Source organism: Microcoleus sp. PH2017_34_RAT_O_A (assembly GCF_020737885.1).
Classification (GTDB): Bacteria; Cyanobacteriota; Cyanobacteriia; order Cyanobacteriales; family Microcoleaceae; genus Microcoleus.
Map to the genome: position 1 here is coordinate 40,026 of NZ_JAEQDD010000100.1, position 15,003 is coordinate 55,028.

Annotated in this window: 9 protein-coding genes; 3 read left to right on the forward strand and 6 right to left on the reverse strand. The window is 45.8% G+C overall.

Going from position 1 to position 15,003, the window contains the following annotated elements:
• Nucleotides 1–112: 112 nt before the first annotated feature.
• From JGK11_RS26760 to JGK11_RS26775, 4 genes are all read right to left on the reverse strand, one after another.
• Entirely contained in the window at nt 113–562 is a 450-nt protein-coding gene (locus JGK11_RS26760) for an EVE domain-containing protein (RefSeq protein ID WP_293186734.1), read from the reverse strand.
• Nucleotides 559–1,050: an SRPBCC family protein gene (locus tag JGK11_RS26765; protein WP_293193136.1), complete on the reverse strand. Its 492-nt coding sequence runs from the start codon at nt 1,048–1,050 to the stop codon at nt 559–561. The genes JGK11_RS26760 and JGK11_RS26765 overlap by 4 nt, the downstream gene beginning before the upstream one ends.
• A 228-nt stretch (nt 1,051–1,278) precedes the next feature.
• Nucleotides 1,279–3,639 (reverse strand): FHA domain-containing protein, encoded by a 2,361-nt coding sequence (locus JGK11_RS26770; RefSeq protein ID WP_293213545.1) that lies wholly within the window; start codon nt 3,637–3,639, stop codon nt 1,279–1,281.
• Between the two features lie 328 nt (nt 3,640–3,967).
• A complete protein-coding gene (locus JGK11_RS26775) occupies nt 3,968–5,812 on the reverse strand; it encodes an ABC-ATPase domain-containing protein (RefSeq protein ID WP_293186731.1) in 1,845 nt (614 codons plus the stop codon).
• On the opposite strand from JGK11_RS26775, the gene JGK11_RS26780 reads away from it, so the two are divergent.
• Nucleotides 5,802–6,125 (forward strand): hypothetical protein, encoded by a 324-nt coding sequence (locus JGK11_RS26780; protein ID WP_293213547.1) that lies wholly within the window; start codon nt 5,802–5,804, stop codon nt 6,123–6,125. The genes JGK11_RS26775 and JGK11_RS26780 overlap by 11 nt on opposite strands.
• Here the strand turns inward: JGK11_RS26780 and JGK11_RS26785 are convergent.
• Both JGK11_RS26785 and JGK11_RS26790 read right to left on the reverse strand, forming a co-directional pair.
• Nucleotides 6,080–7,105, reverse strand: a complete 1,026-nt coding sequence (locus JGK11_RS26785; RefSeq protein WP_293186729.1) for a M20/M25/M40 family metallo-hydrolase — start codon at nt 7,103–7,105, stop codon at nt 6,080–6,082. The genes JGK11_RS26780 and JGK11_RS26785 overlap by 46 nt on opposite strands.
• Before the next feature lie 323 nt (nt 7,106–7,428).
• Complete coding sequence (locus tag JGK11_RS26790; RefSeq protein ID WP_293186728.1) at nt 7,429–8,007, reverse strand: hypothetical protein; 579 nt, start codon at nt 8,005–8,007, stop codon at nt 7,429–7,431.
• Between the two features lie 342 nt (nt 8,008–8,349).
• On the opposite strand from JGK11_RS26790, the gene JGK11_RS26795 reads away from it, so the two are divergent.
• Both JGK11_RS26795 and glgP read left to right on the forward strand, forming a co-directional pair.
• Nucleotides 8,350–11,691: an EAL domain-containing protein gene (locus tag JGK11_RS26795; protein WP_293213549.1), complete on the forward strand. Its 3,342-nt coding sequence runs from the start codon at nt 8,350–8,352 to the stop codon at nt 11,689–11,691.
• A 479-nt stretch (nt 11,692–12,170) separates the two neighbouring features.
• Nucleotides 12,171–14,729, forward strand: coding sequence for an alpha-glucan family phosphorylase (gene glgP / locus JGK11_RS26800; protein ID WP_293182217.1), 2,559 nt, complete (start codon nt 12,171–12,173; stop codon nt 14,727–14,729).
• The last annotated feature ends 274 nt before the right edge of the window (nt 14,730–15,003 follow it).

Sequence of the window (15,003 nt, forward strand, 5' to 3'; positions counted from 1 at the left end):
CACAAGATTTTTTGTGGCACAGGCATCTTGCCTGTGACGGGCTAGAAGCCCACCCCACAAGATTTTTTGTGGCACAGGCATCTTGCCTGTGACAAATATCAACACCTTTCTCCTACCTCACCTTAAAAATCTTCTGCGCCGCACTTTCAGACACCGGCATCACCGACAAGCGATTACCTTTCCTCACCACCAAAATCTCATCAGCAGTAAACTTTGCTTTCAGTTCATCCAAAGATATTAACTTAGTAAACTCTTCAACAAACTCAACTTTCACAGTCTGCCACCGAGGCGCATCAAGCTGCGATTTAGCATCATAATACTCGCTATTCACATCAAACTGAGTCGGGTCAGCAATCCCAGTTTCAACCACGCGCGCCAACCCAACAATGCCCGGAATTTTAGTATTAGAATGGTAAAAAAATACTAAATCACCCAAACTCATTTGCCGCATAAAATTGCGCGCTTGATAGTTACGAACGCCATCCCAAATCGAAAATTTGTCACGCCGCAAGTCCGCAATACTATAAACATCCGGTTCCGACTTCATCAGCCAATAATTCATACAATCCCTTCGCTTTGGTTAGCCAAAGATTGTTGAATATTGTCTAAACACTGCTGCATAGCTTTTTGCATAAAAACCTGAACCAACAACAACCCAACCGGATAAAATACCGGAGAAGTCAGCATAAAGTAAAACTCCCAATCAATCCGAGTCCCCTTTTCTGTAGTAGTAAACTTCCAATCTCCGCCACCAGACTCAATCAGTAGAGAAATCGGAAACTTAAACCCTCTAACCAATCGGTAAGTTTGTCTTTCTGGCTTTTTAAAAGTAATTATTTCTTCATCAATCACCGATCCATCGGAATGTTTTATCTGACGCACACCGCCTTCACGCATTTCTCCACCATCAGCCATTTCAGCTTTAATAATTGCTGGAATTAAACCAAATCCGCGAAATGATTTTGGCACATTCGATAGTGATGCCACAAAATCAAAGACTACTTCCGGTGATGCAGGAATTTCTACTAAGGCGTTGGTTTTAACTAACATTTAATCCTCAAATTTTTGGCATTAACTAAGTGCAGATTTCTAATTGTATAGCGGTTCTCACAAAGATGAGGTACGTTGTTGGGCTTTAGCCCTTCTTGGTTTAAACTGTCAAGTGTCAACTGTCAACTGTGAAAGGTGCGTCGCTGTGAGATTTTTCACTTTTTCGAGCAGATGATTCATGGTGACGCACCCTACGTTATTAACTTTTTAACTGTCAACTGTCAACTGCTATAAAATATCTTTCCGTTTCTGCAACCACAGAGTCAACATCAAATATACGAAAATATGCACGCACAAAATCCCCCAATTTAAACTCAGATTGTGCCACGTCGGATCGTAAACAGGAGTAGGCTCAAACGGCTGAGGAAGTGTACTCCCGTCCGGCAAAGTCGTAGGCGCGGGAACCATCGCGTTTACATTAACTAAAGAGCCGTAAGCGCCCACAGACCAACGACTTAACATCAACCAAGAAAACTTGCTCGCCACACCTTCCATCCTAAACAAAACTCCCGAGAAAATAATCTGAGGTAGCAATATTAGAGGTAAAGCACTGTTAGCTTGAGAGCCATTTTTGACGATCGCCGAAACCAGCAATCCGAGACTGATGCAGCTCATTAAAGTTAGAAAAGTGGTAATAGCTGCTCCCACCGGCCAGGAAATCAAACTCGGTTCGGGGGATTTGAAAGCAATCAGAATCACTCCTACCATCAACAGCGTTTGCAATACTGCTAACCCGGAAAGTATGAAAACCTTGGAACCCAAATAAGCAAATAATCCTAAATTAACCAAACGTTCCCGCAGATAAATAGCAGATTCCTTGACAATTTCTTGCAGGGAAGTTGCCAGACCCACCCAAATAGCCGCGCAGGTAAACACAAACAAAACTCGCATCGCTAAAGGTGCTAAAGTTGGCTCCGGCGCGCCAATTAACGGGTCTTTATCCCTGACGGCAAGCCGCAGCAAACTAATCCCGATCGGCGCAGTCAAAAGAGCTAAACTTAAGTTAACTAAGTCGCGGGAAATTAGTTGAAAATAGCGCTGAGATAGCAAAACAAGTTGTTTGATAAAAGATAGAGATTTGGGCTTGGGAGGTGCAGCGGGCGTTTTTCCACTAGCGTTGCCGGTGCTGAAGTGGTTAACAATATAGCGCTGATAGTAGGGAGATTTTAGAAATTTTTCTGCCCAACTTTGAACGTTAGTTTCTGACGTTTCTAATTCGTTGTAAATATCGGCAAAATCCCCAGTTTTGACATCGAAAAAATCGAGGGCTTCCGTGGGCGGGCCGAAGTAACAAAGCCGTCCGCCGCGGCCCATAAACACAATGCGATCGCACATCGTGATATTTGCCGTCGCGTGAGTCACCAGAATCACCGTCCGGCCTTGACTTGCCAACTTTCGCAACAGTTGCATCATCTTCTTGTCCAAACCCGGATCGAGCCCAGAAGTCGGTTCGTCCAAAAAGAAAAGTTTCGGATCTGCTAACAGTTCAACTCCGATGCTAACCCGTTTGCGCTGTCCGCCACTAAGCTGTTTTACAAAAGCAGTACGGCGGTGAGTCATTTCAATATCTTCTAAAGTTTTTGTGACTACTTCCTTAACATCTGTATCGGGAGGTAAGCGTAATTTAGCGGCATAACTCAACACTTCTTCTACTGTCAAATCTGCGTGAATAATATCATCTTGAGGCACGTAACCAATTTGATTGCGATAAATATTGAAGTTTTGGCGCAGGTTGTCGCCGTTGAGAAACACAGCGCCTTGAGTAGTTTTCTCGATGCCTAAAAGCGTCCGCATTAAAGTAGATTTACCCGCGCCGCTACCGCCGACTAAAGCCACAAACTGCCCAGGTTCGATCGCCAAAGTGATACGATCCAAGCGCTTGGGAATCACCAGACTGTCAGCATCCAGGCGAATTTGACTGCCTCGGTCTTGCACCTCTAACGTATGATTGCGGTAAGTTAGAGTAAACGGGCCGATCCGAATCGCATCTCCCTCGGCCAACTGTACAGAATTCGTGATGCGCTGGCCGTTGACAAAAACGCCATTAACACTGTGATCGCGTAAAATATAATTGCCGCGACTGTCAGCGTCAATTGTCGCGTGTCGCCTCGAAACCAGTGGCGCATCTAATTGTAGCGAAGCATTTGGATCGCGGCCCAACAAAACCGATCGATTGCTGAGGGGAATTGACTGTTTGCTGGGGGGAAAGATTTGACTCGCCAGGGGATTAAAATAAGTCACCAAAACTTGATTTTTGGGATCGAGACCGATTTTAATTTCTGTACCGTTTTTGAGACAATAACCGTCGTTGGGAGTGATGCGAGTGCGATCGACAAATAAGCCATTAGTGCTCGGCTGCTGGCCGTCACCGTCGTAAATCCAGTAATTTTGGCCAATTTGGCGCAACACAGCGTGAACCCCGGAAACTGCGCGCCAGGGTTCGGGAACAACCAAATCAGCACGAGTGCGATCGCGCCCCAGTACGTGCTGCGGCTGTTTTAACTCTAACTGTATGCTTTGATCTTGACTCGTTAATACTAAATAAGGGCGATCGCTGACAGCAGTCGGTTGTCCTATATTACCTATCATATTTAAATCGCCTTTTTTGCATTCACTTTTGTCAGCATATCAAAAGTAAGGCAACAATCCACTTATTTATTTGCGAACTAATGCAAAATGTCTATACTATCGTCTTCCGCGCGCGTTACATCTATATTACTTATTCCCTATTCCCTATTCATTCTTTCCTCTTCATTTTGTCAACCGTCAACTGACAGGGCGCATCTGGGTTTTGAAGAGGGCGAAGCATGACCGCATATAAGTTATTAGTGATAATCTCATATTTTCTGCGGTCATGCTTCGCCCCTACACACGTATTTGGCAAACTCAAATGCACACAACTGACAACTGACAACTGTCAACTGACAACCGACAAACTTCGCAGCCGATTAATAGCCGCCGCCAATTCAAAGCGGCGAAACATAGCAAAATCCCCCTCAGGAAAAGAGGATAAAATATCCATCCCCTGCGCGTCAATATCTGCCATCACCAAATCGATAATTTCCGACAAAGTGCGCTTCCCGTCTATGTAGTGACCCTTTGCATAAATCATTGCCGAGGCGATCGCCCGCAACTGTCCCCTGTCCACAATTTGCTCGACAGCGCCCAAATCAATCTCCTCAGTTCCGAAAGCCAATTCATCCACATCCCGCACCTTCACCCGCACATCTCGCCGTCCCCGACTCGGATCTAAACTAGCAGGAACCGGGACTCTGTGAGTAATATCACCAAAACTTTCTCCCCCTTCAGCAGCGCGACTGGTCGAGTAAATACTTGCTATTTCTTTAGCTTTTTCCGTCACATTATATGCTGCAAAATTATCCATGGAAATCACAGTATCCGCCACATCAAAATAATCGCCGCTTCCGCCCATGACTAAAATCGTCGATACGCCATAATCTGCGTACAACTGTTTCACTTTATCGATAAACGGCGTAATCGGTTCCTTATCCTTAGCAATCAGGGCCTGCATTCTGCGATCGCGAATCATAAAATTAGTCGCCGCCGTATCCTCATCCACCAACAAAACAGGTACTAAATCCCCTTCACAAGAGGCGGCTTGCATCCCTGTCGCAAAAGATTGAGATTCTTCCCTCTTCCTTCTTCCCTCTTCCTTCTTCCTTCTTCCTTCTTCCTTCTTCCTTCTCCCAACTTCCAAAGCCTCAATAATATTAGCAGCTTGCGACGTACTGCCGCTCGCATTTGCAGTAGAAAATTGTACAGTATCTCTACCTTGCGGCAAATGATTGATAAAAGGAGAAATATCCACCGACGCCACACTTCTGCCATCTTCCGCCCGAATTTTCACCGCCGCCGGACTTGTCACCACAAATTCCCTACCATCACCCGGAATTCGGTTATAAACTCCCAACTCAATCGCCCTGAGTAAAGTTGATTTGCCGTGATAGCCACCGCCCACAATCAAACTAATCCCAGCGGGAATTCCCATACCGGAAATCAAACCGCGATTCGGACAATTAAACTCAACCTTTAACGACGACGGCGACACAAAAGCCACAGCATCATTTAACAGAGGACGGTTGTCAACACCGCTGCGGCGGGGTAAAATAGAACCGTCAGCAACAAACGCAACTAATCCGTTTTCAGCTAACTGCTGCCGCAGCCAATCAGCATCTTCTACCGTTTCAACATGAAGGCGACATTCCGCAGCATTTAAGCTAGAATATTTCAGAGCTTGGCTGACAATTCGCGGGATATCTTCGCACAGCATTTCAGCAGCTTGTCGCCCTAAAATACTGCGCCCGCCCGCCGGAAGTCCGACGGAAAATCGGATTTCAACCCCCCCTAAATCTCCCAGATCTGATGCAGTTGAGTCTAGGATAAATGCCGAAGTTCGTTCTAAAACTTCTTGTCTGAAGCGAGTCACTGCGATCGTACCGCTTTTACCGCTGCCGCGCTTGCTGCTGATGCTATATGCTGCTTTGTCAAACTGGCGAGTTAGGTAATCTCGCAGGGCTATTTCTCGACTGCGAGATTGGAAAAGTTCGCGGGGAATTCGAGCAATGTTTGGCGGAACTTTGACTCTAAATTTACTGGGAGATGCAAAGGGATCTCCCTGGACATAATCAATTATTAATGTGAATTCTGAAAAATCATATCTACCTTGAATGTCTTTGTACGCTTTGTAGCTTCGATTGTCTAGTTGCAGTAAATGCTGTCGCAGATTGTCTTTGTTAGTCATTTCTTGTAAGGAAGAAGGAAGAAGGAAGAAGGAAGAAGGAAGAGGGAAGAAGGAAGAAGGAAAGAACACCTTACATAATTACCAATTACCAATTACCAATTACCAATTACCAATTACCCATTACCAATTACCAATTACCCATTACCAATTACCAATTACCAATTACCCATTACCAATTACCAATTACCCATTACCCATTACCAATTACCAATTACCAATTACCAATTACCAATTACCCATTACCCATTACCCATTACCCATTACCCATTACCGAATTTCCAATAATTTAGCAGTAGCATTAACCACAATTTGAGCAGAACCGATGAAAAAAGGTCGATCGATATTTGCGAGTGTATCGGTAGACTGGTGGTAGTGGGGCGATCGCAAATTTGCAGTATCCGTCACCAACACAGCACCAACTCCTTTATACCAGAAAGGCGCGTGGTCACTACGCAAAACATCGGGAGTCAGCAGCCCTTTCAGAGGAACCGGCAACGTCATCACCGGTGGTAAATCAGCTTGTGGCGACTCCGCAAAAGTACCCAACAGCAGCGGATGTTCCGCATCCCCAATCACAGCAATAAACTCGCCCTTATCGGGAGAAGTCACCCCCGCTGCATCTAGAAAAGGTTGCGGTTTCAATCCTTCGGGATATCGCTGACATCCAGCCGTGCGGCAGGCATAACCGATCATATCCAGGACGATCGCACCCTGCAAATTTTTTAACCGCGCCGGGCTACCCGCGAATGCTAAACTACCTAAAAGTCCGATTTCTTCCCGGTCAAAAAATGCCACTTGCAATGTCCGAGGCGTAGGACGAGAACCCAGCAATCTTGCTACTTCTAAAACTGCCGCAACTCCTGTTGCATTGTCGTCAGCCCCAGGAGATTGTGGTACAGTATCGTAGTGTGCTGCAATTAAAATTGCACCAGCGTTTGAGTCAGTACCTTTTCTCTCGGCGAAAACGTTGATTCCGCGATCGAACTCCTGCAATTTTGGTGAAAAACCGAAGGTTTTCAGTTGTTGGGAAATGTAGTCTCTCGTAAAAGAGCGAGCTCGTTCTCCCTCGCGTTCCCCTGCTAAAGTTTCGACGTGTTTCCACAACCGGGACGAGTCAACTTGCGGCTGACTGACTGCATTTTTTTCAGCAGGAGACTGGCTTTGGAAAGTGTGGATAGTGCGATCGATCGAAACTTCCGGTACAGCCGTTTTCGGCTGCAACGAGTCAGAGCCCCAACCCACAACTGCCACCGCAACCAGAATAAATAGCGCTATCGAAATCAATTGTTTCATCAGTAAGTCTATTTTATATTTTAGGCTATTATGTTTGTGATTTTACTTGACACCATCCTTTAAAATAACCCTGTTTCCAAAAATGAAACTCAAAGTTCTTAACATTTTTTCTAGTAGCGCTATCCTCAAAGATCGTATTGTATAACTAGCTCTTAGGTACGTAGTTGCGATGAAAGCGCTCTTTTCTTTTATATATGAAAGAGCGCTTTCATCGCAACTACGTACCTGTTTCAATGTAGCCGTTGCGTAATTCCTGTTACTTGCTTCAGAAAATTCACGACGAACTCAAATACTAATTTACATTCGTAACTCACAACTCAAAACTACTTTTTCTCCCACTCTATCTCCTTATTTCCCAATATCAACCCGCTGCTGCTACCCACAGCATAAGGAATAGTTTTTGCGGAAAACTCAACAATTTGAGTTGGTTGTTGAAACCACTCCGAGTAACTGGGATTTAGTTGGTCGTACAGTGCTTTTAAAGCTTGGATTTCTGCCTCTAGCTGCGCTGCTGCTTGATTAATTTTGCGAGCTTGTGCTTGCAAGCGCTTTTCCCCGGTTTGAACGTGGTTTTCTACTTCTTTCCAGTGCTCTCCCGCCAGCAATTTATCTAGTTCACCTTGTTTGTAATTGAGTAAAGCCTGTTTTGCTTCCAGTTGCTTTTCAATAATTTTAGTCTCTCGGTCAATTTCCTGGATTTGCTGCAACCACTGCTCCCCAAAAGCAGCATTTTGCTGGTGGAACTCGGCAAGGGCCTCAGGAGTATTATTCTTGGGAAAACTGACTGTCACTCGGCACTCTGAGCGCTGTAGGCAAAGTTTTTCCCGCGTCTCTTGCAGAGTGGCAACTTCTGCTTGCAGCGCGCGGACTTCTGTTTGGAGTTCTGGGATCGTCTGACTCATTGGTTCAATTCGTGGATCTCTGCATCGATCTTAAGCTAATTGTTTATTTTTCTAACAAATCTCCGCCGCCTATGAGCGGGAATTTTCTAATTTTAGCGCGATCCCAGCCGATGTCTAGGCATAATGGCGGATAGTTTGTGGCACAATGGCCGATGACAGATCTTAAATTAAGATTAAAATTATAATTAGTTACAAAGATAAATTCTTATTTTTGAACTCTTCAATTTACTAAAGCAACATAAATTTAGGTGCTATTCTTTCTGTAATTCCTCAACATATGCTCAAAGTATTTAGATTTCTTGAGACAGGAAGACATCTTTTTAAAATCAGGAACTGGAGCAAATGAAAATTACGTATCAATTGATTTTGGTATCTTTGACTGCTGCTATTTTTGGTGTGGAATGTAGCATTAATTCAATAAAATTGTCGGCAAGTATAGGGGATATAACCGACAATCGCAGTGTGGAAGCAATTTTGCTGGAGCCTGAGAAACTTAGCTCTTTGGGAGCGTCATCTCGCCCCACTACTTCGGCAACCGCCGACTTATTTGTAGATAATTTATCCCAAAGAGAAGCTGTACATTTACCAAGCGACAACTTTATACATTCTCCGCAAAATTCCGAAAATAAACGTAGTTTTGGTCGGGAAACAATCTGTTCTTTTTTGGCTTTTATTTCTATAGTAATCTCGTTATTAATCAGGACGAACACAGCAACTATCTTATCTAAGACGAGCGGGAAATCTCACTCTGAAACAGAGAAAGAAAAGCTACCAGAAGCAAAAAAAGTGTTGCGTCAAAAAAAAGAACAAGATATCGGGGATACTATTGCCAAAATGACCCAAGATTTGCAGCAAACTGCGGAATACGCCCTCGATATTTGCGAGGGAATGAGCGTCTCGATCGTTGCTACAACTCCCGGCGGTCATATCCTGTCGTCTAACCAAGCTACCTGTCAACTTTTAGGATACTCTAAAAAAGAGTTGTTAGGCAAACAAATAGCTGGACTTTTCAAACAAACTGAATCACCGGCAGCCGGATTAGAATCAGCAACATTAACAGCCCAAGGTTCTGTCCGCAACGTCGAAAAAGTCTACCTTTCCAAACAGGGTAAAAAAATAATTGTACTGCTTTCAATTTCAACTATTCGCGACGGCAAAGGTGAAGTGAGCGGCAAGTTGTATGTAGCACAAGATATTACCGATAGCAAGCGGGCTGAAAGAGATTTGCGGCGCAGTGAAAAAAAGTTTCGGCAACTGGTAGAAACTGTTAATGCTGCTGCATTTATCTATCAGCGCCGACAGTTGCGCTATGTCAATTCTCAGACAGAAGCTTTAACTGGATATACTCGCGAAGAATTGCTAGGATTGGATTTATACGATTTTATTCATCCAGATTTTCGATCGACAGTTAAACAATGGGGTAAATCCCGCCAGCCGCGAGACAGTGCAGGCTCAAAATATGAAGTGAGAATTATCACGAAAACTGGAGAAACTCGCTGGATTGAAGCCACTGTTGATATTATCAAATTTGAGAGAAAAGCGTCAATATTAGTCACTGCTTTTGACATTAGCCATCGCAAATTAGCAGAGTTAGAACTAGAAACATCTCTTTCTTTGCTTCAAGCAACCATTGAATCTACTGCTGACGGAATTCTGGCGGTGGACGGTAGCGGAAAAGTTGTCAGCTTTAACCGCAAGTTTGCTCAAATGTGGCAGTTGCCAGATTTTCTGCTAGATTCGAGAGATAGCAACCAAATTTTGGGGTTCGGAATCAGCCAGTTAAGATACCCGGAAATCTTTCTCAACCGTGCTAAAGAATTGTCCGATATCCCCGCAGCAGAAAGTTTCGATGTCATCGAGTTTCAAGATGGCAGAATTGTCGAACGCTACTCGCTACCGCAGCATACTGGAGGCAAAATTACTGGTCGAGTGTTCAGCTTTCGGGATGTAACGGAACGCTGGCAATCTGAAGAAAAACTCCGCAAAAGTGAAGAACGCTTTCACCTGCTGACGCGGGCAACAAATGATGCAGTTTGGGATTTTAATGTGTCAAGAAATGAGTATTGGTTGAGCGAAGAGTTTGAAAAAGTTTTTGGATACAAACTCAACGAAACTCAGACGATAGATTTAGAATCATGGTGGCTGAATGTTCATGCCGAAGAACGGGAAAGAGTGAAGTCTAGCTTCAACGAAACAATGAACTCAGACGCTCAATGTTGGTCGGAGGAATACAGCTTTCGCCGCGCAGATGGGGGATATGTTTTTGTGCTCGATCGCGGTTACATTATCCGGAATGCTAGCGGCCAAGCAGTGCGGGCGATTGGCACTATGATGGATATCACTCAGCGCAGGCAAGCTGAAGAAATTATTCGCTATCAAGCTGTTTATGACCAACTCACAGGTTTACCGAACCGGATACTGTTTAACGATCGCCTGTTGGCTTCATTAAAACAAGCTAAAAAAAATGAAAAAATGCTCGCTGTGATGTTTTTAGACTTGGACAGGTTCAAAAAGATTAATGATACGCTAGGTCACGCTGCGGGCGATCGCCTGTTAGAGGGTTTTGCCGGACGCATCAGCGACACTTTGCGATCGACGGATACGGTAGCCCGCTGGGGAGGCGATGAATTTACTGTACTGCTTCCCGAAATCAATTGCTTAGAAGATGCGATTAAAACAGCTCAAAGAATACTCGACAATTTAAAACCAGCATTTAAACTAGAACAACAGGCGTTTCACATCAGTAGCAGCATCGGCATTGCCCTTTATCCCAACGACGGTGAAGATGCCGAAACTTTAGTCAAAAATGCCGATGCCGCTTTGTACCGCGCTAAGGAAAGGGGAAGAAATAATTATCAATTATACACTGCAACACTTAATCCCGAAGGCAGCCAGTTGCTAAATATAGAAAACAGGTTGCACGAGGCTCTAGAACAGGGAGAATTTGAGATTTTTTACCAGCCAAAAGTCAACATCACTACTTGGAAAATCCAGGGTATGGAAGCCCTGCTGCGCTGGAAACATCCAGAATTAGGTTTAGTTTCTCCGGCGACATTTATTCCGATCGCCGAAGAGAACGGATTAATTGTCCCTATTGGCGAATGGGTGCTGCAAACTGCCTGCACTCAAAATAAAGCTTGGCAGGATGCTTTGCAACCAGATTTGCGGGTAGCGGTCAACTTTTCGGCGCGGCAGTTTCAGCAATTTAATTTAGTGCAAATGGTGGCGAATTGTTTGGAAAGAACTGGTTTAGCACCGAAGTATTTGGAGTTAGAAATCACCGAGACTACAGCTATGCAAGATGTGGATTATACCACAAAAGTTTTGAGGGAGTTGCAGGCTATGGGAGTGCAGATTGCGCTGGACGATTTCGGTACGGGTTATTGTTCTCTAAATTATCTCAAAAAGTTTCCGTTGAATATCTTGAAAATAGACAAATCTTTTGTCAGCGAACTGACGACTGATCCGTGCGAACGGGCGATCGCAAATGCTGTAGCAACTCTGGGGCGAGATTTGAACTTGAGCGTGGTGGCTGAGGGAGTAGAAACTAAAGAGCAGTTGGATTGTTTGCGATCGCTCCACTGTCACGAAATTCAGGGTCATTATTTTAGCAAGGCGCTCTCGGCTGGGGATGCGAGCAAACTTTTGGTAAATTGTCTGTTGAGGAAAGTGAAAATTGCTTAATTGGTCATTGGTCATTCGATCGGGTGCTGACGCTGCTTTAGGTACGTAGTTGCGCTTCAGCGCTCTTTACGTAAATATAAATAAGAGCGCCCAAGCGCAACTACGTACCTTGAATGTGAGAGTAAAGAGCGATCGGGATTTGTATAAATATCAAGAAAGAGCGCCCAAGCGCAACTACGTACCTTGAATGCGAGAGTTGCTTCTAGGGATTTGTATAAATATAAATAAGAGCGCTGAAGCGCAACTACGTACCTTGAATGCGAGAGTTGCTTCTAGGACAGGAGTCAAGAGCGATCGGCATACCGCAGTTCACAGCTTAGCTGGGCTAGGGAAACGCTAATGCTGTGTCGTTGCAGATGACCGATCGACCTTGCGATCGATCGCCCGCACGACTTAAAACTTAAAATAGTGTGCAGAATAACGGACTTGTGCCAAAAGACAGACGAAAATATCGCTACCCCAACATAAACGCTTTGTCTATGCAGCCAATTCGCACATTTAACGTTTCCCCGTCTCTGCCGGCAATTCTCGAACCCCTACGCAAGCTTGCCTACAACTTGCACTGGGACTGGAACGTTGATACCAAAGACCTTTTCCGCCGGCTCGATCGAGATCTCTGGGATTCCAGCAATCAAAACCCGGTGCTGATGCTCGGAACCATTTCTCAAGAGCGACTGCAAGAAATGGCAGAAGATGAAGGCTTCATTGCTCAAATGAACCGAGCAGCCCAGCAGTTAGACGATTATCTCAAAAATCGGGCCTGGTACCGCAAACAGCGCGGCACCGATCGCCAGGAATGCTACGCTTACTTTTCGATGGAATTCGGCTTAGTGAAAGCCCTACCCATCTATTCCGGCGGTTTGGGCGTGCTCGCAGGCGACCACCTCAAATCTGCTAGCGACTTGGGCTTGCCCTTGGCTGGCGTAGGCTTGCTGTATCAAGAAGGCTATTTTTCGCAATATCTCAACGCCGATGGCTGGCAGCAAGAACGCTATCCGCTGAACGATTTCTACAATATGCCGCTGCACCTAGAACGCAATCCCGACGGTTCGGAATTGCGGATTGAGGTGGACTATCCCGGCCGCAAGGTATACGCCCGGATTTGGCGGGTACAGGTGGGCACGGTGCCCCTGTACCTAATGGATACAAATATTGAACCTAACAGCCGCTACGACCAAGATATTACCGACCAACTCTACGGCGGTGACAAAACTCTGCGGATGCACCAAGAAATCATGTTGGGCATCGGCGGAGTGAAAATGCTCAAGGCTTTGGGCTTGACAGTTACGGCTTATCACATGAATGAAGGCCACGCGGCTTTCATGGCTTTGGAACGCATACGGATGCTGATGGAGGAACATCACCTGAGTTTCTTGGAAGCGGAACAGGTGGTGATTTCGAGCAGTATGTTTACGACTCACACGCCTGTACCTGCTGGGTTTGACTTGTTCGAGCCGGATATGGTGATGCACTATCTGGGTCAGTATCCCAAGATGTTTGGCTTGTCGCAAGATGAGTTCCTGGGATTGGGCCGGGAGAATACTAAAGATTTGTCCGGGCCTCTGAATATGGCAATTTTGGCAATTAAAATGTCGAGTTTTGTCAACGGGGTGGCGGCTTTGCACGGTGTCGTGTCGCGCCCGATGTTCCAAGGGTTGTGGCCGGGTTTGCCTGAGGAAGAGGTGCCGATTACTTCGATTACGAACGGGGTTCACGCTCGCAGTTGTGTGGCGAAGTCTACTCAGGAGTTGTACGATCGCTATCTTGGCCCGGATTGGGAAATGACTCGCAAGGACGATCGACTCTGGGATCGGATGTCGTCGATTCCTGATGAGGAATTGTGGCGGAATCACGAACGCTGTCGATCGGAGTTGGTGGTGTTTGCGCGGGAGTGGCTGCAAAAGACTCTGCGCGAGCGCGGGGCGGCTCAAACGGAAATTGAACACGCTCGGGAAGCTCTCGATCCGAAGGTGCTGACGATCGGGTTTGCACGCCGTTTTGCTACTTACAAGCGGGCGACGCTGTTTTTGCGCGATGTCGATCGCATTATGCGGATCATGCGTGACAAAAACCGCCCCGTGCAGTTTGTGATTGCTGGGAAAGCTCACCCGATGGATATTCCGGGTAAGGAATTGATTCGGGATATCGTTCATTTCATCCGCGAGCACGAAACTATCAGTTCGATGGTGTTTCTGCCGAATTACGACATTAACGTGGCTCGGATGATGGTGTCCGGTTGCGATGTGTGGCTGAATACGCCGCGCCGTCCCCGTGAGGCTTCTGGTACTTCCGGGATGAAAGCTTCGATGAATGGTTTGCCAAACCTCAGCATTCTTGACGGTTGGTGGGATGAGGCGGATTATGTTCGCACTGGTTGGCCGATCGGACATGGCGAGTTTTACGAAGATACTAAGTATCAGGATGAAGTCGAGGCGAATGCTTTGTACGACTTGATGGAAAAGGAAGTTGTACCGCTGTTTTACAACCGGGATGCTGATGGTATTCCCCGCGGTTGGACGGCGAAAATGAAGGATTCTATTGCTTTGAACTGTCCTTTCTTCAATACGGCTCGGATGGTGAAGGATTACGCGCGGCGGGCTTATTTCCCCGTGAGCGATCGCTATCACACGATGACTTCTGACGGATGCGCTCCGGCTAAGGAGTTGTCTCAGTGGAAGAAGCACCTTCTCGGGAAGTGGCACGACATTAAGATTGAGGCTGTTGATATTTCCCAGGATAAGGAAGTTAAGGTCAATCAGTCGATCGCTGTTAAATCTCGAATCAATCTGATGGGATTGACACCTGCGGACGTACAAGTCGAACTTTATCAAGGTTCGGTTGATGCTAACGGCGAGATTGTTGGTGGCGTGCCAATGGTAATGGAGTATTTGGGAGAAGATCCTCACAATGCTAGCCTTTATACGGCTGACATTACTTATACTTCTAGCGGTTTGCAAGGTTTGTCGCTGCGGGTTTTGCCGAAGCACGATAATCTCAGCAGTCCTTATGAAGTTGGTGTGATTCTCTGGGCACATTAAACAGTTGACAGTTGACAGTTGACAGTTGACATTTGTGATGGTCAATGCGCGATTGTGCTATTTTTCGGGAGCATCTCAGTTTTGCATTTACAGTGCGAGCTGTCGCGAGTTCGCGACAGCTCGCACTACCATAAAAAATGCTTCTTGCAAAACTGAGATACTCCCTCAGGTTCGTAGTGAGGACTTTAGTCCGCAGGGAGCATCTCTGTTTTGCATTTAATAGTGCGAGCTTAAGAGCTCGCGTATTATACGATACGCGAGCTCTTAAGCTCGC

Coding starts and splice junctions, on each gene's coding strand:
- JGK11_RS26760 (WP_293186734.1), bottom strand. CDS start 562: ATGAATTATTGGCTGATGAAGTCGGAACCGGATGTTTATAGTATTGCG.
- JGK11_RS26765 (WP_293193136.1), bottom strand. CDS start 1,050: ATGTTAGTTAAAACCAACGCCTTAGTAGAAATTCCTGCATCACCGGAA.
- JGK11_RS26770 (WP_293213545.1), bottom strand. CDS start 3,639: ATGATAGGTAATATAGGACAACCGACTGCTGTCAGCGATCGCCCTTAT.
- JGK11_RS26775 (WP_293186731.1), bottom strand. CDS start 5,812: ATGACTAACAAAGACAATCTGCGACAGCATTTACTGCAACTAGACAAT.
- JGK11_RS26785 (WP_293186729.1), bottom strand. CDS start 7,105: ATGAAACAATTGATTTCGATAGCGCTATTTATTCTGGTTGCGGTGGCA.
- JGK11_RS26790 (WP_293186728.1), bottom strand. CDS start 8,007: ATGAGTCAGACGATCCCAGAACTCCAAACAGAAGTCCGCGCGCTGCAA.
- JGK11_RS26795 (WP_293213549.1), top strand. CDS start 8,350: ATGAAAATTACGTATCAATTGATTTTGGTATCTTTGACTGCTGCTATT.
- glgP (WP_293182217.1), top strand. CDS start 12,171: ATGCAGCCAATTCGCACATTTAACGTTTCCCCGTCTCTGCCGGCAATT.